Source organism: Cupriavidus basilensis (assembly GCF_029335485.1).
GTDB classification, from domain to species: Bacteria; Pseudomonadota; Gammaproteobacteria; order Burkholderiales; family Burkholderiaceae; genus Cupriavidus; species Cupriavidus basilensis_E.
Genome location: NZ_JARJLM010000101.1, coordinates 1 through 20,125 on the forward strand (window position 1 = coordinate 1; position 20,125 = coordinate 20,125).

General features: G+C 68.5%; 15 protein-coding genes. 6 read left to right on the forward strand and 9 right to left on the reverse strand.

Going from position 1 to position 20,125, the window contains the following annotated elements; genetic code table 11:
* On the reverse strand, nucleotides 1-809 hold an 809-nt coding region (locus P3W85_RS05930), incomplete at its 3' end, for a CobD/CbiB family cobalamin biosynthesis protein (RefSeq protein WP_276264092.1).
* Complete coding sequence (cobU, locus tag P3W85_RS05935; protein WP_276264093.1) at nucleotides 809-1,528, reverse strand: bifunctional adenosylcobinamide kinase/adenosylcobinamide-phosphate guanylyltransferase; 720 nt, start codon at nucleotides 1,526-1,528, stop codon at nucleotides 809-811. The genes P3W85_RS05930 and cobU, both read right to left, overlap by 1 nt.
* Before the next feature lie 154 nt (nucleotides 1,529-1,682).
* Here cobU and P3W85_RS05940 point away from each other — a divergent pair, with 154 nt between their 5' ends.
* Nucleotides 1,683-3,167, forward strand: a complete 1,485-nt coding sequence (locus P3W85_RS05940; protein WP_276264110.1) for a cobyric acid synthase — start codon at nucleotides 1,683-1,685, stop codon at nucleotides 3,165-3,167.
* Between the two features lie 113 nt (nucleotides 3,168-3,280).
* Nucleotides 3,281-3,931, forward strand: coding sequence for a ParA family protein (locus P3W85_RS05945; RefSeq protein ID WP_017225799.1), 651 nt, complete (start codon nucleotides 3,281-3,283; stop codon nucleotides 3,929-3,931).
* Here P3W85_RS05945 and P3W85_RS05950 read toward each other — a convergent pair.
* Nucleotides 3,882-4,463 (reverse strand): GNAT family N-acetyltransferase, encoded by a 582-nt coding sequence (locus tag P3W85_RS05950; protein WP_276264094.1) that lies wholly within the window; start codon nucleotides 4,461-4,463, stop codon nucleotides 3,882-3,884. The two genes, P3W85_RS05945 and P3W85_RS05950, sit on opposite strands and share 50 nt — an antisense overlap.
* A gap of 230 nt (nucleotides 4,464-4,693) precedes the next feature.
* On the opposite strand from P3W85_RS05950, the gene P3W85_RS05955 reads away from it, so the two are divergent.
* Nucleotides 4,694-5,884 carry a PepSY-associated TM helix domain-containing protein gene (locus P3W85_RS05955; protein ID WP_276264095.1) on the forward strand — a complete coding sequence of 397 codons (1,191 nt, stop codon included), beginning with the start codon at nucleotides 4,694-4,696 and terminating at the stop codon, nucleotides 5,882-5,884.
* 118 nt (nucleotides 5,885-6,002) lie between these two features.
* Here P3W85_RS05955 and panC read toward each other — a convergent pair whose 3' ends face one another.
* The 3 genes from panC to P3W85_RS05970 form a co-directional block, all read right to left on the reverse strand.
* Complete coding sequence (panC, locus tag P3W85_RS05960) at nucleotides 6,003-6,851, reverse strand: pantoate--beta-alanine ligase (RefSeq protein ID WP_017231349.1); 849 nt, start codon at nucleotides 6,849-6,851, stop codon at nucleotides 6,003-6,005.
* Nucleotides 6,852-6,990: 139 nt separating this feature from the next.
* Entirely contained in the window at nucleotides 6,991-7,872 is an 882-nt protein-coding gene (locus P3W85_RS05965) for a segregation and condensation protein A (protein WP_017231350.1), read from the reverse strand.
* Between the two features lie 22 nt (nucleotides 7,873-7,894).
* Nucleotides 7,895-8,083 carry a DUF3460 family protein gene (locus P3W85_RS05970; RefSeq protein WP_017231351.1) on the reverse strand — a complete coding sequence of 63 codons (189 nt, stop codon included), beginning with the start codon at nucleotides 8,081-8,083 and terminating at the stop codon, nucleotides 7,895-7,897.
* Nucleotides 8,084-8,357: 274 nt separating this feature from the next.
* Here P3W85_RS05970 and P3W85_RS05975 point away from each other — a divergent pair, with 274 nt between their 5' ends.
* From P3W85_RS05975 to bamE, 3 genes are all read left to right on the forward strand, one after another.
* Nucleotides 8,358-10,148, forward strand: coding sequence for an autotransporter assembly complex protein TamA (locus P3W85_RS05975; RefSeq protein ID WP_276264096.1), 1,791 nt, complete (start codon nucleotides 8,358-8,360; stop codon nucleotides 10,146-10,148).
* Nucleotides 10,149-10,218: 70 nt separating this feature from the next.
* Entirely contained in the window at nucleotides 10,219-14,355 is a 4,137-nt protein-coding gene (locus P3W85_RS05980; RefSeq protein ID WP_276264097.1) for a translocation/assembly module TamB domain-containing protein, read from the forward strand.
* Between the two features lie 70 nt (nucleotides 14,356-14,425).
* Nucleotides 14,426-14,974 carry an outer membrane protein assembly factor BamE domain-containing protein gene (gene bamE, locus P3W85_RS05985; RefSeq protein ID WP_276264098.1) on the forward strand — a complete coding sequence of 183 codons (549 nt, stop codon included), beginning with the start codon at nucleotides 14,426-14,428 and terminating at the stop codon, nucleotides 14,972-14,974.
* A 19-nt stretch (nucleotides 14,975-14,993) separates the two neighbouring features.
* Here the strand turns inward: bamE and P3W85_RS05990 are convergent, their stop codons facing one another.
* From P3W85_RS05990 to P3W85_RS06000, 3 genes are all read right to left on the reverse strand, one after another.
* A complete protein-coding gene (locus tag P3W85_RS05990) occupies nucleotides 14,994-16,841 on the reverse strand; it encodes a SulP family inorganic anion transporter (protein ID WP_276264099.1) in 1,848 nt (615 codons plus the stop codon).
* A 102-nt stretch (nucleotides 16,842-16,943) separates the two neighbouring features.
* Nucleotides 16,944-19,013, reverse strand: a complete 2,070-nt coding sequence (metG, locus tag P3W85_RS05995; protein ID WP_276264100.1) for a methionine--tRNA ligase — start codon at nucleotides 19,011-19,013, stop codon at nucleotides 16,944-16,946.
* Between the two features lie 313 nt (nucleotides 19,014-19,326).
* Complete coding sequence (locus P3W85_RS06000) at nucleotides 19,327-19,959, reverse strand: OmpA family protein (protein WP_017230742.1); 633 nt, start codon at nucleotides 19,957-19,959, stop codon at nucleotides 19,327-19,329.
* Nucleotides 19,960-20,125 lie beyond the last annotated feature (166 nt).

A 20,125-nucleotide genomic window follows, 5' to 3' on the forward strand; every position in this document is an offset into this window, starting at 1 on the left:
ATGACCGGTCCCGCGTTGGGGCTGGACCAGGCCGGCGCCTGCACGCGCCAGCAGCGCAGCGCCTGCGCGGTGCGTCCCAGCAGGGCGTAGGAGAGCGCGGTAAGGCGGGCGGGGGCGAGGTTGAGGAGATCGTCCAGGCGTGCGGCCGCCCAGCCGAAATACAGCAGCCTGGGCGTACGGTAGCCCCACATCGCATCGAGCGTGTTGGCGAGGCGGTAGGCGAGCACGGCCGGCGCGCCGCCCACCAGGAACCAGAACAGCGCGCCAAAGACGGCGTCGTTGCCGTTCTCCAGCGCCGATTCGCAGGCGGCGCGCGCCAGGGCCTCGGTATCCGCGTCCGTGGTGTCGCGCGAGACGATGCGCGCGGTCAGCCGGCGCGCGACGGCCAGGTCGCCTTGCGCCAGCGCGGTGGCAATCGGGGCGATGTGCTGGGCCAGGCTGCGCGCGCCCAGCGCGGCGTATAGCGCCAGCGCCTGCAGCAGCCAGGCCAGCAGCGCGCTGAATTGCGCGGCGGCATGCACCAGCAGGGCGGCGAGGGCGGCCGGCACCAGCACCATCAGCGACCAGGCGGCAAGGCCGGCGAGCCGCTGGCGCGGCGGTGCGCCGCCACGGTTGAGACGGCGTTCGAGCGCGGCGGCGAGCTTGCCGAAACCCACCAGCGGATGCCAGCGGCGCGGCTCGCCCAGCCACTGGTCAAGCAGCACGCCGGCGATGGCGGCGGCCACGCAGGCCGGCCAGGTGAAGATGGGGAACGGCCACCACGACGTCAGCGACGAAAGCGGCGCAAGTGGCGACAGCGAGGACAGCATCAGCACGCCGGATCGGCGCCCTTGACGCTGATGGGAATGCCGGCCACCAGCAGCCGCACCCGGTCCGCGGCGGCGGCCAGCTTCTGGTTCAGGCGCCCCAGTTCGTCCACATAGAAACGGGTGATGGCACCCATCGGCACCACGCCGAAGCCGATCTCGTTGGAGACCAGGATCACATGGCCGGGCAGGGTGGGCAGCGCTGCCAGCAAGGCATCGATTTCTTCGGTGAAGGCGGATGGCGGCGTGACCAGGCCATGGTCGGGATAGCTGCGGCCGTCGAGGAAGAGCAGGTTGTTGAGCCACAGCGTGACGCAGTCCACCAGGATGCAGCCGTCATGGCGGGCGTTGGCGTACAGCGCATCGGCCAGGTGGAGCGGGGATTCGACCAGGCCCCAGTCGGCCGGGCGCCGGGCGCGGTGCAGCGCGATGCGCAGCTGCATTTCCTCGTCGGAGGTGTCGTCGTCGTAGCGCGCGGTGGCGATATAGGTGACCGGGCCGCCGGTGGCGGCGGCGTGATCGGTGGCCATCTGTTCGGCAAAGTGGCTCTTGCCGGAGCGCGCCCCGCCCAGTACCAGCGTGAGCTGGCGTACCGGGACGGCCGGCACCCTGGCGTGCGGCGCGGTAGCGGCCTGGGCTGCGCGTTCGCCGGCCGGCGCATGGCTGGATGCGCTGGCGGGCTCGACGGCGGAGGCAGTGGCGGAAGCATGGGCCGGAGTCATCCGGCTATTGTAGCGGGCGCCTCCCGCGACCGCACGCTCGCAATGGCGCCCGGCGGGCTGGCCGGCGGCGTGCCGGTGCGATAATCCCACGATGCAAAAAAATCTCTCCAAAGCCGGCGCCCGGGCGTTCGCGGGTGGCTTGCGCGGTACCTTGATGGTGCAGGGCACCACCTCCGACGCGGGCAAGAGCACCCTGGTGGCGGGCCTGTGCCGGGTGCTGGCGCGCGCGGGCGTGCGCGTGGTCCCGTTCAAGCCGCAGAACATGGCGCTCAACAGCGCCGTCACCGCCGACGGCGGCGAGATCGGGCGCGCCCAGGCCCTGCAGGCGCAGGCCGCCGGGCTGGCGCCCCATACCGATATGAATCCGGTGCTGCTCAAGCCCAGCAGCGACACCGGCGCGCAGATCATCATCCACGGCCAGGCGCGGCTGGATCTCGATGCGCGCGCCTATCACGCCTACAAGCCGGTGGCGATGCAGGCGGTGCTGGCCTCGCACCGGCGCCTGGCGGACGCCTACGAAGTGGTGCTGGTGGAGGGCGCGGGCAGCCCGGCGGAGATCAACCTGCGCGACCGCGATATCGCCAATATGGGTTTTGCCGAAGCGGTGGACTGTCCGGTGGTGCTGGTGGCCGACATCGACCGCGGCGGCGTGTTCGCCCACCTGGTGGGCACGCTGGACTGCCTGTCGGAGTCCGAGCGCGCACGCGTCAAGGGCTTCATCATCAACCGCTTCCGCGGCGACATCGCGCTGCTGCAGCCCGGGCTGGACTGGCTCGAAGCGCGCACCGGCAAGCCCGTGCTGGGCGTGCTGCCCTATCTGCACGGGCTGCACCTGGATGCCGAAGACGCCATCGTCGGCGCGCAGGCGGCGAAGCAGGGCGAGTTGCTGCGCGTGATCGTGCCGGTGTTGCCGCGCATCTCCAATCACACCGATTTCGACGCGCTGCGCGCGCATCCGCAGGTCGACCTGCGCTTTATCGGCCCGGGCATGCCGATTCCCCCGGCCGACCTGATCGTGCTGCCCGGCAGCAAGAGCGTGCGGGCTGACCTGGCCTTCCTGCGCGTCCATGGCTGGGAGCCGGCCTTGCGGCGGCACCTGCGCTATGGCGGCAAGGTGATCGGCATTTGCGGCGGCATGCAGATGCTGGGGCGGCAGGTGGCGGATCCGGCCGGCAATGAGGGTCCGGCCGGCAGCAGCGAAGGCTTCGGCCTGCTGGACTTCGACACCCTGCTGGCGCCGCACAAGCAGTTGCGCGTGGTGAGCGGGCGGCTGGCGCTGGGGGTGGCCGAGGCGCCCGCCGCGGTGCAAGGCTACGAGATCCACATGGGCGTCACCACCGGCCCGGCGCTGGCGCGGCCGGCGCTGTGGCTGGAGGGCGAGCGCCCCGACGGCGCGCAATCGGACGACGGGCAGGTGCTGGCGACCTACGTCCACGGCCTGTTCGACCAGCCCGGGGCGTGCGGCGCGCTGCTGCGCTGGGCCGGGCTGGCACGGGCCGAAGGCGTGGACCTGGCCGCGCTGCGCGAGGCGTCACTGGAGCGCCTGGCGGACACCCTGGCCGCGCACCTCGACCTGGCGGCCTTGCTGGCGCCGCTGCAAGCCTTGCCGGCCGAGCCGCTGCCCCACGGCAACTGCTAAACTCGTGGACGGGCTTGCTCCGCCAGGGCCTGGAGGCGGCAAGGCCATGGCGGAAACCGGAGCGGCGCGCCTGCGGGCAGCGCTGCCGTGGCACGATATCCCGGAGACTTCCCATGCCCGTTGTCGTAATTGCCAATCCCAAAGGCGGCGTAGGCAAGACCACGCTGGCCACCAACCTGGCGGGCTACTTCGCCAGCGCCGGCCATGCCGTGATGCTGGGCGACACGGACCGGCAGCAATCCTCGCGCGCCTGGCTGGGTTTGCGCCCGGCCTCGGCACCGCCGATCCGCACCTGGGACATCAGCTCGGACCAGATCGCGCGTCCGCCCAAGGGCACCACCCATGTCGTGCTGGACACTCCCGCCGGCCTGCACGGCTGGCGCTACAACGATGTGATGAAGCTGGCGCACCGCGTGGTGGTGCCGTTGCAGCCTTCGCTGTTCGATATTCTCGCCACCCAGGAATTCCTTGCCCGCCTGGCCGGCGACAAGCGCGTGCGCCATGGCGAGGTGGAGGTTGGCGTGATCGGCATGCGGGTCGACCTGCGCACCCGCTCTGCCGACCAGCTGCAGCGCTTCGTTGCGGACCTGGGGCTGCCGGTGCTGGGTTTCCTGCGCGACACCCAGAACTACGTGCAACTGGCCGCGCACGGCCTGACCCTGTGGGATGTGGCGCCCTCGCGCGTGGCGCGCGACTGGGAGCAGTGGCAACCCATCATCGGCTGGCTGGAGCAGCGGGCTCCGGCTGGCCGCCCAGGCGCCTGAGCAGCGCGTCCACGTCGGGCCAGCGCACGCGGCGCACGGGCACGATGAGCTTGGCGCCGGGAAACAGATCGTCGAACGGTTCGCTTTCGATGCCTTCCAGGCGCCGGTAAAACTCGCGCGCCTGCGTGTTGCCTTCCAGCACATAGAGAAAGAGCGGCTGCCCGGGCCAGCCGCCGGCCACGCGCCGCGCGCAATGCGCGAACAGTCGCTTGCCCAGGCCCAGGCCGTGCCACTGCGGCAGCACATGCAGGTTGTCCAGGTAGATGCCGAATTGCGGCTCGGCCTCGGGCTGCAGGCAGTAAAAGCCGGCGGGTTCGCCGTCGACGCGGGCCAGGATCACCTCCAGCGGAGCCTCGGCGCCTTGCTGCAACCGGGCTTGCCAGGTTTGCAGGCGCTCGGCCGGGGCGGTGTGCTCAAGGTAATCCGCGGGCAACTGGCCGTGGTAGGCGAATTGCCAGCTGCGCGTGTGCAGATCGGCAATCAGGGCGGCGTCTTGCGCGCCGGCGGGCAATAGTTCGATCGATCGGGTCATGTTCAGCGCAGGGGTTCCGGCGGTGCGGCATTCGCCATTCTGCCGCAAACCGGCAAGGATCGGCCGTCGCCAGGCCGATCATCCAAGGTGGCGTGCCGCAGCGGGCGCCGCCTGATAGAATCGCGAATCTTTCGCATTCTCATTATTGCCGGTGTGATGCCTGAGTTGTTTCACTGGCATGCGATCCCTAGTCCGCACCCCCGCACCCCACACAACCGCTTCCCTTTCCCATGGTCACCGGCCGCCTGCGCGTCGTTTTCGTCAAGATCCACCTCTACATCGGCCTGTGGCTGGGCCTGTTCTTCATCATGCTCGGACTGACCGGCGCGGCCATCGCCTGGCGCGACGAGATCGATGTGCTGCTCAATCCGGAATTGCTCGCCGCTTCGGCCGAGACGCCGTTGCCGGTCGCGCCGGCGACGGTCCAGGCGGTGACCGACAAGCTCCAGGGCGATCCGCGCTATGGCCGTCCCGGCCTGCTGATGCTGCCGGCCGCGCCGCATGACGTGTTCGTGGCCTGGTATCCGCTCAAGGGGCCGCCCAGCGCCGGCCGTTCGCGCCAGGTGATGGTCGATCCGGTGACGCTGGCGGTGAAGGGCGAACGGGTCTGGGGCGAGCCCGGCCTGTCGCGGCCGCTGCTGATGCCGACCTTGTTTCAGCTGCACCACTATCTGCTGTCCGGCGAGACCGGGCGGACCATCCTGGGCATTGCCGGCATGCTGCTGCTGGTGATGGTGATCGGCGGGGTGGTGCTGTGGTGGCCCAGGTTCAGGCTGCGTGCCATCGTGCAGGCGTTCCGCATCAGCCATGGCGGCTCGTGGTCACGCTTCAATTACTCGCTGCATCGCGCCGGTGGCATCCTGGTGGCACCGGTGCTCGCCACCATCGCGTTTTCCGGCTGGTACCTGAACCTGCCCAAGTGGGTGACGCCGCTGGTGGCCAGCGTGGCGACGGTGACGCCGCCCGGCAAGCCGGTCTCGGCCCCGGCGCCGGCCGGCACGCCACAGCTGGGTGCCGCGCAGGCGGTGAGCACGGCACAGGCGCTCTATCCGGCCGCGCTGGTGACGCGCGTGAGCTTTCCGCGCAAGGCCGGCGATCCCTTCGAGGTCCGCGTGCGCCAGCCCGGCGAGGTGCGCCAGGGCAGCGGCGCCACCCGCATCTGGCTCGACGCCCACACCGGCAGGCGCCTGGGTGCGCGAGATCCGATGGATGCCCCGGCGGGGGATACCTTCCTCAACTGGATGTACCCGCTGCATACCGGCGAGGCCTTTGGCTTGCCGGGGCGGATCTTTATCTCGGTGTTCGGGCTGGTGCCCTTGCTGTTCGCGGTGACCGGCGTGCTGATCTGGTGGAAGCGGCGGAGCGGCCACCGGCGGCATGTGGCGAAGACGCTGCAGCGTGCCGGGGTGCGGGAGGCTTGAGGTTTCTTGCAGGCAGTCCGGGTGGGTCATGCCGATGAAAAAGGCCAACCGCGTGGTTGGCCTTTTTCATGGGAGAAACCTGAGTGCCCGGCGGTTTTGGCGCACTGGGCGTATCAGGTCAGATCTCCAGGTTATCGATCAAGCGCGTTGCCCCCAGCTTCGCGGCCGTCAGGATCACCAGCGGCTCGCCGGCAACCAGTTGTTCGCGGGTCGGGGCCTGCAGATCGACTTGCTTGCGGATGGCAATGTAATCCGGCTTCCATCCGCGCGCTTGCAGCGCGGCCTGGGCGCCGGCCTCGATCGCGGCCAGGTCGGCGCTGGCGCGGTTGGCGGCCAGCACGGTGTCGCGTACTTCGTGCAGCGTCTTGTAGAGCACCGGCGCCTCGGTGCGCTCGTCGGGCGTCAGGTAGCGGTTGCGGGAAGACAACGCCAGGCCGTCCTCGGCGCGTACCGTCTCGGCCGGGATGATGTCGATCGGCAGCGCGAACTGGTTGACCATGCGGCGCACGATCATCAGCTGCTGATAGTCCTTCTTGCCGAACACGGCAACGCGCGGCTGCGCGCACGAGAACAGCTTCATCACGACCGTGCAGACGCCCTTGAAGAAGCCGGGGCGGAATTCGCCTTCGAGGATGTCGCCCAGGTCGTGCGGCGGTTCCACGCGGTATTCCTGCGGCTCCGGGTACATATCGCGCTCGGTGGGCGCAAACAGCACGTACACGCCTTCCTTCTGCAGCTTCTCGATGTCGTCCTGCAGCGTGCGCGGGTACTTGTCGAAATCCTCATTGGGGCCGAACTGGAGCCGGTTGACGAAGATCGACGCGACCACCGGGTCACCGTGCTGGCGCGCCAGGCGCATCAGCGACAGGTGGCCTTCGTGCAGGTTGCCCATGGTGGGTACGAAGGCCGCCCGGTTCTGCCCGCGCAACTGGTCCCGCAACTCGTGAATGGAGGAGATGACTTTCATGAAGTTGGTGTGCTGGTCGTGGTAGGTATGACCCTGGCGCGCTGCGCGCCCGAGAAGCCGGTCTGGTGCTCTTGATGGCGCCGACTGTCGGCGGATTGTAGAGCATGTGGCCCGGGGCGGGCGGCACTAACGGCAGGGCTTAGCTTGGAATGTACGCCAATCGCACATAAATGGGCGCGAAGGGCTCTGCCTGGGTGATCTCCACCAGGGATTCGCGCGAGAGTTCGAGCATGGCGATGAAGTTGACCACCACCACCGGCACGCCCTTGCCGGAGCGCACGGCTTCTTCGAACAGCTCGGTGAACTCCATGAAGCGGGCATGCTGCAGGCGGCGCAGGATGTGGCTCATATGCTCGCGCACCGACAATTCCTCGCGCGAGATCTTGTGGTGCTGGTTGAGCTTGGCGCGCCTGATCACGTCGGCCCAGGCGGCCTGCAGGTCCGCTACCTCGACGTCAGGGAAGCGCGGCGCGAGGCTTTGTTCGATATAGACCTGGGAGTGCAGGAAATCGCGCCCGAGCTGCGGCACCTGGTCGATGCGCATGGCTGCGAGCTTCATCTGCTCGTATTCCAGCAGGCGGCGCACCAGTTCGGCGCGCGGGTCCTCGGCTTCATCCTCGTTGTCGGCTTTCTTCACCGGCAACAGCATGCGCGACTTGATCTCGATCAGCATCGCCGCCATCAACAGGTATTCGGCGGCCAGTTCCAGGTTGCTCTTGCGGATCTGCTCGATATACGCCAGGTACTGGCGCGTGACTTGCGCCATCGGGATATCAAGGACATTGAAGTTCTGCCTGCGGATCAGGTAGAGCAGCAGGTCCAGCGGCCCTTCGAAGGCTTCCAGGAAGACTTCCAGCGCATCCGGCGGGATGTACAGGTCTTGCGGCAGCTTGAACAGCGGCTCGCCGTACAGGCGCGCGAACGCCATGCCATCGACAGCGGCCGGGGTGGAGTCCTGGCCGGGTGCCACGCTCGGCAGCTCGAGCGCCGGCGCCAGCTTGTCCTGCTCGCTCTGGTTCATCTCGGGACGGGCCGGTAAAGGCTCAGTCCAGCGAGTAGACGTATGGCTTTTGCGGCACGCGGGAGACTTCCGCGCGGGCACGCTCCTCGAGGTTGATCGGCGTCTTGTCCCACAGCAGGGCGCGGCCCTGCCGTTGTTCTGCTTCCAGGGAAGGGTGTTCTTCCTTGAGCGACTTCAGGAACTGGGTGATATCCGATTCGTACAGGGCCATGGCGGGAATCTGGGTGAAATTGGCGAACAGCCCGGATTTTACCGTATCGGGAGGGCCTGCAACGGGATTGCATGCGATTGGCTCGATTTGGCCGCGGCGGTGGTCTTTTTGGCCCGCTCGGGCAGGCCGGACGCGCGGGTGTGGTCAAATATGGACTTTGCCCGACACGCACCAATCGATGAGGATGGATCCAGGGAACCAGCGCAACCCGCCTGGCGGCTCTGTCGCCCCCTCCGGCGGACCGCCGGGGACGACGGCCGCGCCGCGCCGCCTGATGCCCTTGCTACTGGCCGCCATGGCGCTGTGCGCCGGCCCGGCCGCGGCCGCCTACCAAGTCGAGGTGGACGCTCCCAAGGCAATCAAGGACATCCTGCAGGAGCACCTTGACCTGTCGCGTTACCGGGACCGCGACGATATCTCGCCGGACCAGTTCAACTATATGGTCGAGACGGTGGGCGACCAGGTGCGCCAGTTCGCTTCCACCGAAGGCTACTTCGATCCCCAGACCACCGCGCGCGTGGAAGGCAGCGGCGACGCGCGCGTCGTCCACATCACGGTGGATCCCGGCGCGCGCACGGTGATCCGTGCGGTCGACGTGACGGTGACCGGCCCGGCCGCGACCCGCTCGCCCGAGCAGGTGGCCGAGATGCGGGCCAAATGGGGCCTGCCGGCGGGCGAACCGTTCCGCCAGGCGGACTGGTCCAAGGCCAAGGAAGACGCGCTGGTGGAATTGCAGAGCCATACCTACTACGGTGCCCGGCTGGCCAGCTCGCAGGCGCGCGTCGACCCTGACGAACAAGCGGCGGACCTGAGCGCGCGCTTTGCCAGCGGGCCGGCGTACAGTCTCGGGCCGCTGCGGATCAGCGGCCTGCGCCGCTATCCCGAACAGATCATCCGCAATGTCAATCCGCTGTACGAGGGCGAGCCATACCGCGTGGAGCGCTTGCTGGAATTCCAGCGTGCGATCCAGAACCAGCCCTACTTCTCCAATGTGCAGATCGACCTCGGCGAGCAGGAGGCGACGGAAGACGGCAAGGTGGTCGAGGCCGGCACCGGCGCAAGCAACGCCCAGAAAGTCGACATGAACGCCGACAGCGTCACCGTGCCGGTGCACGTCCGCGTGCGCGAGTACCCGGTCAACCGGCTGTCGTCCGGCGTGGGCTACACCACCGATACCGGCGCCCAGGTCGAAGGCCGGTACTCCTACTACAACCTGTTCAACCGGGCCTGGATATTCGATTCGCAGGCGCGCGTGGAGCAGAAGCGCCAGTATGCGTTCGGCGAGATCGCCATGCCGCCCGACAGCCGGACCTACCGCAACAGCGTCTACGCCAGCTACGAGCGCACCATCGACCTGGAAAGCACCGACCTGACCAGCCTGCGCACCGGCCTGAAGCGCTCGCGCTCGCGCGAGAAGTACGACACCGCCATGTCGCTCGACTACTACTACGACAGGCTGCAGCCTTTCGGCGAGGAGGCCCAGTTGAGCCGGGCGCTGGTGCCTGCCTTCGCGTGGGCGCGGCGCGATGTGGACAACCCGGTGTTTCCGCGCCGCGGCAACGTCGTCAACACGCAGCTCGGGGTGGCGGTCAAGAACGTACTGAGCGACGAAACCTTTCTCCGTCTCTATGGCCGCATCCGCCAGTACATTCCCGTGGGCAAGCGCGACCTGGTGGTGGCGCGGCTCGAGCTGGGCGCGGACATCACCCGCGGCGACGTCACCGGGATCCCGGCATCGCTGCGCTTTCGCGCCGGCGGCACCGATTCGATCCGCGGCTACGGTTATCAGTCGATCGGTACGCGCAATGGCGCCAGCGTGCTGCCTGCCAAGTACCTGGGCACCGCCAGCCTGGAATACCAGTACTGGTTCCTGCACGACTGGGGCGCCGCGATCTTCTGGGATACGGGCACGGCCACCGATAACCTGACCGGCGTCAAGCTCTACAACGGCGTTGGCGTCGGCGCGCGCTGGCGCAGCCCGGTGGGGCCGGTGCAGCTCGATGTCGGCTATGGCATCCAGCAGAAGCAGTTCCGCCCGCATATTTCGCTGGGAGTCGCATTCTGATGACCACGGCCATGGCCCTCTGCCGCCAGTCCGGCGATCCGTCTCGAAGCAGCCGCATGGTGCTTGCCGCATGAGCATCCCCGACATGCCCCCTGTACCCGCCCGCGACAGCGGCGCGCCCGGGCCGGCGCGACCGCGCCGCGCGCGCCTGGGCCGCTGGCTGGCCGCGCTGCTGCTGGTTCTGGTGCTGGCGGTACTGGCGGCGGCGGTGCTGGCGCTGCGCACCGAAGCCGGCACGCGCCAGCTGTGGTCGCTGGCCACGCGGCTGTCCGCCGGTACCCTGGCCGGCAAGCTGGAGGGTGGCACCGTAGCCCGCGGCCTGCACCTGCGCGATGTGGTGTTCGCCGCTGGCCAGACGCGGGTCACCGTCGACCGCTTCGACGGCAGCTGGTCGTTCGCCTGGTCGCCGACCCGGCTGCATGTCGACTGGCTGCGCATCGGCACCGTGACGCTGCGGCTGCCTCCGTCGCCACCGGAAGCGCCGCCCGCCACGTTGCCCAAATCGCTCGAACTGCCGCTGGCGGTGGACGTCGATACGCTGACACTCGAACACCTGACCCTGCTGCAGGGGCCGCCGGCCACGCCCAGCGAGATGGTGTTCTCGGATCTGGCGGGGTCGCTGCATTCCGACGGCCAGCGCCATCTGGCCAGCATCGAACGGCTGCTCACGCCTTATGGCAGGCTCGCCGCCAATGCGCAGCTTGCCGGCCAGGCGCCATTCGCGCTGACCGGCACGGCCTTGCTGGAAGGCAGCTGGCAGCAGGAATCCTTCAGCATCAGTGCCAAACTGCGTGGCTCGCTGGCGGCCTTGCGCGCCGAGGCCGAGGCCAGCGGCGACCGCCTGCGGGGGCGCGCCGAGGCCGACCTGACGCCCTTCGGCAAGGTGCCGTTCACCCACGTGCTGGTCAATGGCGAGCATATCAATCCGCGCTTGTTCAGCCCATCCGCGCCGCGGGCCAACCTCACCGTGCAGGCCGAATTGCGCCCGGTGGACGGGGCTGCCGGGGCCGGCGCGGGCGGGGCGGCAGCGGCTGCTTCCGGCGCCAGCGCGGCGCCTGCCTCCGATGCCGGCGCCAGGCCCGGAGGCGCAGCTGACAACACGCCCCTCCGGGTAGCGGGCGAAGTGCGCATCGCCAATCATGACGCAGGCCCGTACGACACCGGGAAGCTGCCGGTGGAGTCGGTACAGGCGAAGATCGAAGTCAGCGAGGCCGTGCAGGCGGTGCGCGACCTGCAGGTGGCATTGTCCGGCCGCGGCGAGATCCGCGGCGGCGGCGAGTTGCGCGGCGGCCGTGGCGGCTTCGACCTGGACGTGCGCAACCTCGATCCGCAGGCGCTCTATGGCAGCCTGAAGCGTGCCGGCCTGTCCGGGCCGGTGATCCTGCGGCTGGAACCTGGCCGCCAGAGCGTGGCGCTGGACTTGTCCGGCGGCGAATTCAAGCTGTTCGCCGATGCGCGCCTGGATGCCGACGCCCTGACGCTGGCGTCGCTGCGCGCGGGCATCGGCCCTGGCACGCTGAACGCCGAAGGCAAGCTCTCGCTCAAGGACGGGCAGCCCTTCAGCTTCAAGGGCAAGCTGTCGAACTTCGATCCCGCGCGGCTGGCCCAGGTGGCGCCCGGCCGCATCAACGCCGAGTTCACCACCAGCGGCACGCTGGCGCCGGAGCGCCGCGTGGCGCTCGATTTCGCGGTGCGCGACAGCGTCTACGCGGGCTTGCCGATGCGCGGCGAGGGCAAGCTGCGCCTGGCCGGCGAGCGCTTGCTGCCGAGCCAGGCCACGCTCGATATGGCGGGCAACCTGGCACAGCTCAGCGGCAGCTTCGGCGCGCGCGGCGATCGCCTGAAACTGCATGTGGACGCCCCGCAGCTGGAGCGGCTCAAGTTCGGCGTGGCCGGCGTGCTCAAGCTCGACGCCGATATCACCGGCACCCTGGCGCGGCCCGAGATCGCAGCAAGCTACAACGCCCAGGCGCTGGTGGTGGGTCCGCACCGCGTCGCCAGCGCCAGCGGCAAGGCCGAACTGCGCGGGGGCCTGGACGGACCGCTGGCGCTGCAACTGAGCGCGCGCGATTATCGCGGCCCCTTCGCCATGCTGCGCACGCTCGATGCCACGCTCAGCGGTACGCAAGCCAGGCACGCCTTCGACCTGAAGGCGGCCGGCGCGATGCATGACAAGCCGCTGCAGCTTGCCTTGTCGGGGCAGGGCAGCTGGAAGGGCCAGGCCGGCTGGAGCGGCACCATCGCCACGCTGGAGGAGCGCGGCACCGCCAATGTGCGGCTGGCCGCGCCGGCCCAGCTGCAGGTAGCCGGCCAGCGCGTGCGGCTGGGCGCGACCAGCCTGCTGTTCGACCATGCCCGGGTCCATGTGGAAGCCTTCGAGCTCGACCACGGCCGCATCCGTACCCAGGGCAACCTCGATGGCTTGCAGGTGGCCAACCTGCTGGGCCTGGCCGAGGCCTTCACGGGCGAGGCGCCGCCGCTGCGCTCGGACCTGGTGCTGGACGGTCGCTGGAACATCACGCTGGCCGAGACCGCCTCCGGCTTTGCCGAACTGCGCCGCCGCAGTGGCGATGTCTCGGTGAACGCCGGGCGCGGCTTCACCACGCTGGGCCTGGGCGAGACCGCGCTGCGCGCCGATCTGGCCGGCAACCGCATCAACCTGCGCGGCGGGATGGAAGCCGCGCGGATCGGCAAGCTGGCGGTAGACGCCTCGGCCGGGCTGGTCCGCGAGCAGGGCCTGATGACGGTGACGCCGGACTCCACGCTGGCGGGCAAGGTCTCGCTGGACGTGCCCCGGATCAAGACCCTGGAAGCGCTGAGCGGGCCGCAATACGCGTTCGACGGCCGGCTGGCGGCGACCCTGCAACTGGCCGGCACGGTCGGCAAGCCCTTGCTCGCGGGCAATATCGATGGCAGCGGCATCGCGCTCACGCTCTACGACGAAGGCATCAAGCTGACCGATGGCATCGTGCGCGTGGTGCTCGACCAGAACACCATCGAACTCAAGCAGGTGGAGTTCCGCGGCGGCGACGGCAAGATCGTCGCCACCGGCAATGTGAAGCTGGGCGAGACCGATCCCAACCTGGCCGGCAAGATCGTGGCCGACAAGCTGCAGATCTTCGCCAGCCCCGAGCGCACGCTGATCGTCTCCGGCGACGCCAGCATCGTCAACGAAAACCGCCAGATCGTGATCCGCGGCAAGTTCCGCGTGGATCGCGGGCTGTTCGACCTGCCCAAGGCCGGCGCGCCGGAACTGGGCGACGACGTGGTGGTGGTGCGCCGCCGCGACCAGCGCCAGATCAAGACCGCCGCCACCCCCACCCCGGAATCCAAGCCGGCGAGCCGCTTCAGCCCGCTGATCGATCTCACGCTCGACCTGGGCGACGACTTCCGCTTTCGCGGTGCCGGCGCCGACCTGCGCCTGGCCGGCCAGCTCGGTGTCCGGAGCGCGCCGCTCGCCCCGTTGCGCGCCACCGGCACCATCCGCGTGACCGACGGCACCTATGAAGCGTTCGGGCGCAAGCTCAACATCGATCGCGGCATCGTCAATTTCAACGGGCCGGTGGACAATCCCAACCTCAATATCCGCGCCATGCGGCACAACCAGGAGGTGGAGGCCGGCGTGGAAGTGACCGGCACGGTGCGCCTGCCGCGCGTCAGGCTGGTGTCCGAGCCGAACGTGCCGGACGAGGATAAGCTGTCGTGGCTGATGTTCGGCTACGGCGCGGAAGGCGCCGCCGCCGGCCAGCAGCAGCAGCTCAGCGGCGCGGCCCTGGGCGGCGCGGCGCTGGGCATGCTCGGCGGGCGCGCCGGCAAGGGCATCGTGCAGCATCTCGGCATCGACGAGTTCTCGATCGGGCCGAGCGCTGCCGGGCTGAATGACCAGCAGGTGGTGAGTGTCGGCAAGGCGGTCACCGAGAAGATCTCGGTGGGCTACGAGCAGAGCCTGACCAGCGCCACCAATGTGGTCAAGCTGACCTGGGCATTCTCGCGGCGCTGGTCGCTGATTGCCAAGGGCGGCTCGATCAATGGGTTATCGTTGCTGTTCAACCGCCGTTTCGACAGCTGGGGCAACTTGTTCAGCGGCGGCGGCAACCGCGCCAGAAATACCAGGAGCCAGACCGATGCCAGCCAGGATACCGACAGCAATGCAATGGACAACGCGCCGGACGCCGCCTCGGGCGCAGCCGCTCCCGCACGGCCCTGAGGCGCGGCGTGCGCGCGCCGGCCGGGCAGCCACTCCAGCCACTACCGCGTCGTACCGACGCCTCGCCGCCATGGGACTGATTTCCTCCGTGCTCGCCCTGTTCGGGTGCGACCAGCAGAAGGTCGACGAAGCCATGAAGAAGGCGGGCGATACCGCGCGCGCCACCTGGAACTCGGTCAAGCCCGACAGCCAGCTGTTCAAGGGCATCGTGGTGGGCGAATCCAGCGAGGACGACGTGCGGCGCCAGGCCGGGCGTCCCGAGATCGTCTGGGAAGAGGAGGGCGGCGGGCGCCGGCTGGAGTACCCGCGCGGGCCGGAGGGTGCGACCACCTGGATGGTGACGATCGGCGCCGACGGCACGGTGCGCGTCATCGAGCAGGTGCTGAGCGCCGAGCATTTCGCGCGCGTGCGCGCCGGCATGAGCCAGGACGATATCCGCCGCCTGCTGGGCAAGCCCACCAAGGTGGAAGCCTTCGCGCTCAAGCAGGAGGAGGTGTGGGGCTACCGCTGGTGGGAAAGCGCGCAGGAGAAGGCTTTCTTCAATGTCCACTTCGACGCTGGCGGCAAGGTGACCCACACCTCGCGCAGCGACGATCCCTCGCGGACGCAGGGCGGCTGAGCGAAGGCCGCCCGCTGCGCTAGCTGGCAGCGGGCGGTACGGACCGGCCGCTCTGCTCTGCCAGCAGCGCGCCGGCGCGGGTGCAGGCCGCCGCCAGCGTGCTGCAGTAATTGGCCGGCCCGAGCTTCTCCAGGAAACCGGCGCGCCGCATCAGCGACATCACCTGCGCGGCCGCGTCGCACAGCACCAGCGTGCCCCCGCGGCGCGCCAGCGTCTTGCGCAACGCATCCAGCGTATCGAGGCCGGTGGTATCCAGCGCCACCAGTTTGCCCACATCGAGGATCAGCACCGCCGGCACCGGCCGGGTACGGTCGCGCGGGTCGATCAGCGCTTCCACTTTGTTGACCGCGCCGAAGAAGAGCGCGCCGGTCATGTGGTAGGCCGCCACCTCGCCGGCCGGCAGCGGGCTGCCATCGGCCGCCGGCGGCAGGGCGGCGGGGGCGATGGCTTCGATCTGCGTGAGCGCGGCCATGCGGTAGATGAAGAACAGGCAGGCCAGCACCAGGCCCACCTGCACCGCCACGGTCAGGTCGAACACCACCGTCAGCAGGAAGGTGCCGAGCATGATGATGCGGTAGTTGTTGCTGTAGCGCTTCAAGTGCGCCAGCCCGAAGACATGCCATTCGCCCATGTTCCACGCCACATAGAGCAGGATGGCGGCGAGCGTGGCGAGCGGGATGGCGCTGGCCAGCGGCGCCGCCGCCAGCACGATCAGCAGCAGCGTGGCCGCGTGGATCATGCCCGCCACCGGCGTGCGCCCGCCGCTGCGCACATTGGTGACGGTGCGGGCGATGGTGCCGGTGGCCGGGATGCCACCGAAGAAGGGCGTGACGATGTTGGCGATGCCCTGTGCCATCAATTCCTGGTTGGGGTCGTGGCGATCGTCGATCAGGCTGTCGGCCACCCGCGCGCACAGCAGCGACTCGATGGCGCCCAGCAGCGCGATGGTGAGGGTGGGCGCCACCAGTTGCTGGACCAGCTGCCAGCTCAGGTGCGGCAGCGCGAACGGCGGCAGGCCCTGCGGGATGCCGCCGAAGCGGGTGCCGATGGTTTCCACCGGCAGATGCAGCAGTGCATTGAGCGTGGTGGCAAGCACCAGCGCTACCACCGTGCCGGGGACCATCGCCAGTGCGCGGCCAAGGCGGCCGTGCGCATCAGCCGGGTTCGCCGGCGCAGGCCGCCAGCGCTGGCCAGCCAGCAGGGCCAGCCGCGACCAGCCTGCCACCACCACCAGCGAGCCGGCTGCCAGCGCCACCGTGGGCCAGGATACCGTCGGCAGCGAGCGTCCCAGCACGCGCATCTGCGAGAGAAAGTCGCCAGGCAGCTTGCCGGTTTGCAGGCCCAGGAAATCGGCGATCTGCGACACCATGATCAGTACCGCGATACCGTTGGTGAAGCCGATCACGATGGCTACCGGGATAAAGCGGATCAGCGTGCCGAGCCGGAACAGGCCCATGGCGAACAGCAGGCCACCCGCCAGGATGGTGGCGATCAGCAGGTTGGCCACGCCGTAGCGGGCCACGATGCCGTAGACGATCACGATAAAGGCCCCGGCGGGACCGCCGATCTGCACCGGCGAGCCGCCCAGCGCGGCGATCAGGAAGCCGGCGATGATGGCGGTGAACAGCCCCGCCTGCGGCGGCAGGCCGGAAGCAATGGCGAAGGCCATCGCCAGCGGCAGTGCCACCACGCCTACGGTCAGGCCGGCGGCCAGGTCCTTGAAGAAGGTGGCGCGGCCGTAGTCGCGCAGGGTGTCGAGCAGGCGGGGGTGGAAGGCGGCGAGCGGGAAGGGCTGGCGCAGCCGGGCGCCGCCGGCGAGTGGAGCTGGCGCGCCGGAGTCGGCGTGGCCGGGAACGCTGTCGGGCATGCCTGGGATCCCATCTACACCCTGTCGGGTACGGGTGCAGTATGGGCTTCCCGGCGGCGCCGCGTCAATCGGCGGCCTGGCGCGCCGGGCCGCCCTGGGGCATCAGCGGATACGCATGCCCGGCACCGCGCCTTCGTGCGGCTCCAGGATATAGAGGCCCGGCGTGGCCTTTTCATCGGCTGCCGAGGCGGCCAGCACCATGCCTTCCGAGAGGCCGAACTTCATCTTGCGCGGCGCCAGGTTGGCCACCGTCACCGTGAGCTTGCCCACCAGCTGTTCAGGCGTATAGGCCGACTGGATGCCGGAGAAGACGTTGCGCGTCTTGCCTTCGCCCAGGTCCAGCGTGAGCTGCAGCAGCTTGTTCGAGCCTTCCACCTTCTGGCAGGCCACGATCCTGGCGACGCGCAGGTCGATCTTGGCGAAGTCATCGATGGTGATGGTGTCGGCGATCGGCTCGATGGCGGCCGCGGCCGTGTCCGCCTGGCCGGCCGGTGCCGTGGCTTGCAGCGAGTCGCGGTTGGCCGCCAGCAGCGCGTCGACCTGCTTGGCGTCCACGCGCGTCATCAGGTGCGAGTAGGGCTGGACCGGACGCGAGGCCGACAGCTGCTTGTCGATGCCGCGCCAGTTCAGCGGCTCGATATTGAGGAAGCGCTCCACGCCGGCGGCCATCTGCGGCACCACCGGCTTGAGGTAGACGGTCAGCAGGCGGAAGGCTTCCAGCGAGACCGAGCAGGCCGCGTGCAGGGCGTCGCGCTTGGCTTCGTCCTTGGCCAGTTCCCACGGCTTCTCGGTGTCGACGAAGGCGTTCACGGCGTCGGTCAGCTCCATCACCAGGCGCAGCGCCTTGCTGTACTCGCGGCCTTCATAGAACTGCGCCACGTGCGGCGCGGCTTCGCGCAGTTGCTTGAGCAGCGGATGGGCCAGCGCGGGCTCGTTCACCACGCCGTCGAAACGCTTGACCAGGAAGCCGGCGGCGCGGCTGGCGATATTGACATACTTGCCGATCAGGTCGCTGTTGACGCGCGCGATGAAGTCCTCGAGGTTCAGGTCGAGGTCTTCCATGCTGGCGTTGAGCTTGGCAGCGAAGTAGTAGCGCAGCCATTCCGGGTTCATGCCGGTGTCGATATAGCTCTGCGCGGTGATGAAGGTGCCGCGCGACTTGCTCATCTTGGCGCCGTCAACCGTCAGGAAGCCGTGGGCGAACACGTTGGTGGGCGTGCGGTAGCCCGAGAAGCGCAGCATGGCCGGCCAGAACAGCGTGTGGAAATACAGGATGTCCTTGCCGATGAAGTGGTACTGCTCGGCGTTGGAGTGCGGGCCCACCCAGGCGTCGAAATCGATGCCCTTTTTCTCGGCCAGGTTCTTGAAGCTGGCGTAGTAGCCGATCGGCGCATCCAGCCACACATAGAAATACTTGCCGGGCGCGCCGGGGATCTCGAAGCCGAAATAGGGCGCATCGCGCGAGATGTCCCAGTCCGACAGGGTCGAGGCTTCGCCTTCGGCGCCCAGCCATTCCTGCATCTTGTTGACGGCTTCCGGCTGCGCCAGGTCACCCACCCATTCGCGCAGGAAGGTTTCGCAGCGCGGGTCGGACAGCTTGAAGAAGTAATGCGCGGAGGACTTGCGCACCGGCGTGGCGCCGGACACCACCGAGTACGGGTTCTTCAGGTCGGTGGGCACATAGGTGGTGCCGCACACCTCGCAGGAGTCGCCGTACTGGTCCTTGGCGCCGCATTTCGGGCATTCGCCCTTGATGAAGCGGTCCGGCAGGAACATGTTCTTGACCGGGTCGTAGAACTGCTCGACCTCGCGCTCGGCGATCAGGTCCTGGGACTTGAGCGCCAGGTAGATCTTTTCGGAGAGTTCCTTGTTCTCGCTGGAATCGGTGCTGTAGTAGTTGTCGAACGACACCATGAAGCTGTCGAAGTCGCGCTTGTGCTCGGTCCACACGCGGTCGATCAGCTGCTTGGGCGTGATGCCCTCCTTTTCGGCCCGCAGCATCACGGGCGTGCCGTGCGTGTCGTCCGCGCCGACGTAGTAGACCTCGTTGCCCATCATGCGCTGGAAGCGTACCCAGATGTCGGTCTGGATGTACTCCACCAGGTGGCCGATATGGATCTGGCCGTTGGCGTATGGCAGGGCAGATGTGACGAGGATGCGACGTGCGGTCATGGAAGGATTGCCGGTCAGGAGGGGGTTGGACAAGAAGGCAGGGATGTCGCCGCGAGCGCAGGCGGGCACCGTGAGAGGGCTATTCTAACAAGCGGGGCAGGCAGCGCGTGCACTCAGGGCGGGCGCAGCGGGAAGAGCGTGCTTTTAGTGTCTCATACTGCACTTAAAAGCATGGGGGCAAAAAAAGCGCCGGTCAAGAACCGGCGCAGCTTTCCACAACGGAAAAGGAGGAGAAATCAGGTACCGCCCGGGAGGTCAGCCACCCATCGCGAGCCAGCAACGGTGACAAGCGGTACCTGTTTCTATGACTGCGTCATCCTTGAATTGGTTTCAAAAAAATTTCGACGCGGCGATTTTGCTGGCGGCCGGCTTCGGTGGCGTTGTCCGCCACCGGCTGGGTCTGCCCTCGTCCTTCGGCTGCCAGGCGGCCCCGTGCGACGCCGCGGTCACCCAGGTAGCCGGCCACGCTCTGGGCGCGCCGTTGCGACAACTGCATGTTGTAATTGGGGTTGCCGGTGCTGTCGGTATGGCCCACCACCGTGGCGGCCACGTCCGGGTGCTGGCTCAGCGTTTGCGCAACCTGGTCCAGGACCGAACGGAATGACGGCTTGATGCTGCTGCTGTCCGTGTCGAAGGTCACCTGGCTCGGAATGTTCACTTTGAGCGAGCCGTCCGGCTGCTCCGTGATCTGGGTGCCGGTACCTGCCGTGTCCTTGTTCAGCTTGCCGCGAATCGCGTTCCAGTTGTAGCCGAGCGCGCTACCGGCGGCGGCGCCCACGGCGGCCCCGATCAGCGTGCCCTTGGTGTTGCCGCCGATCAGATTGCCCAGGCCGGCGCCCACCGCGGCACCCGCGCCACCGCCGATCGCGGTCTGGGTGCCTTGTTCGGTGGCGCAACCTGCGGCCAGGACGGCGACGATGGCAAGGCTGGCGAGCTTGAGTTTCATGCTTTCTCCTTCAGGACGAATTTTCTTGGCAGATTTTTGGTGGTGCGCGCAACACCGATAGAAATAACGCGGAAGGCACCCGAAGACAAGGGTCTGGACCTTATTCGGCGGCTACGCCTTCCTGGCGCACTACAATATGGACATGAAGCCGGGTGCACAAGCATCC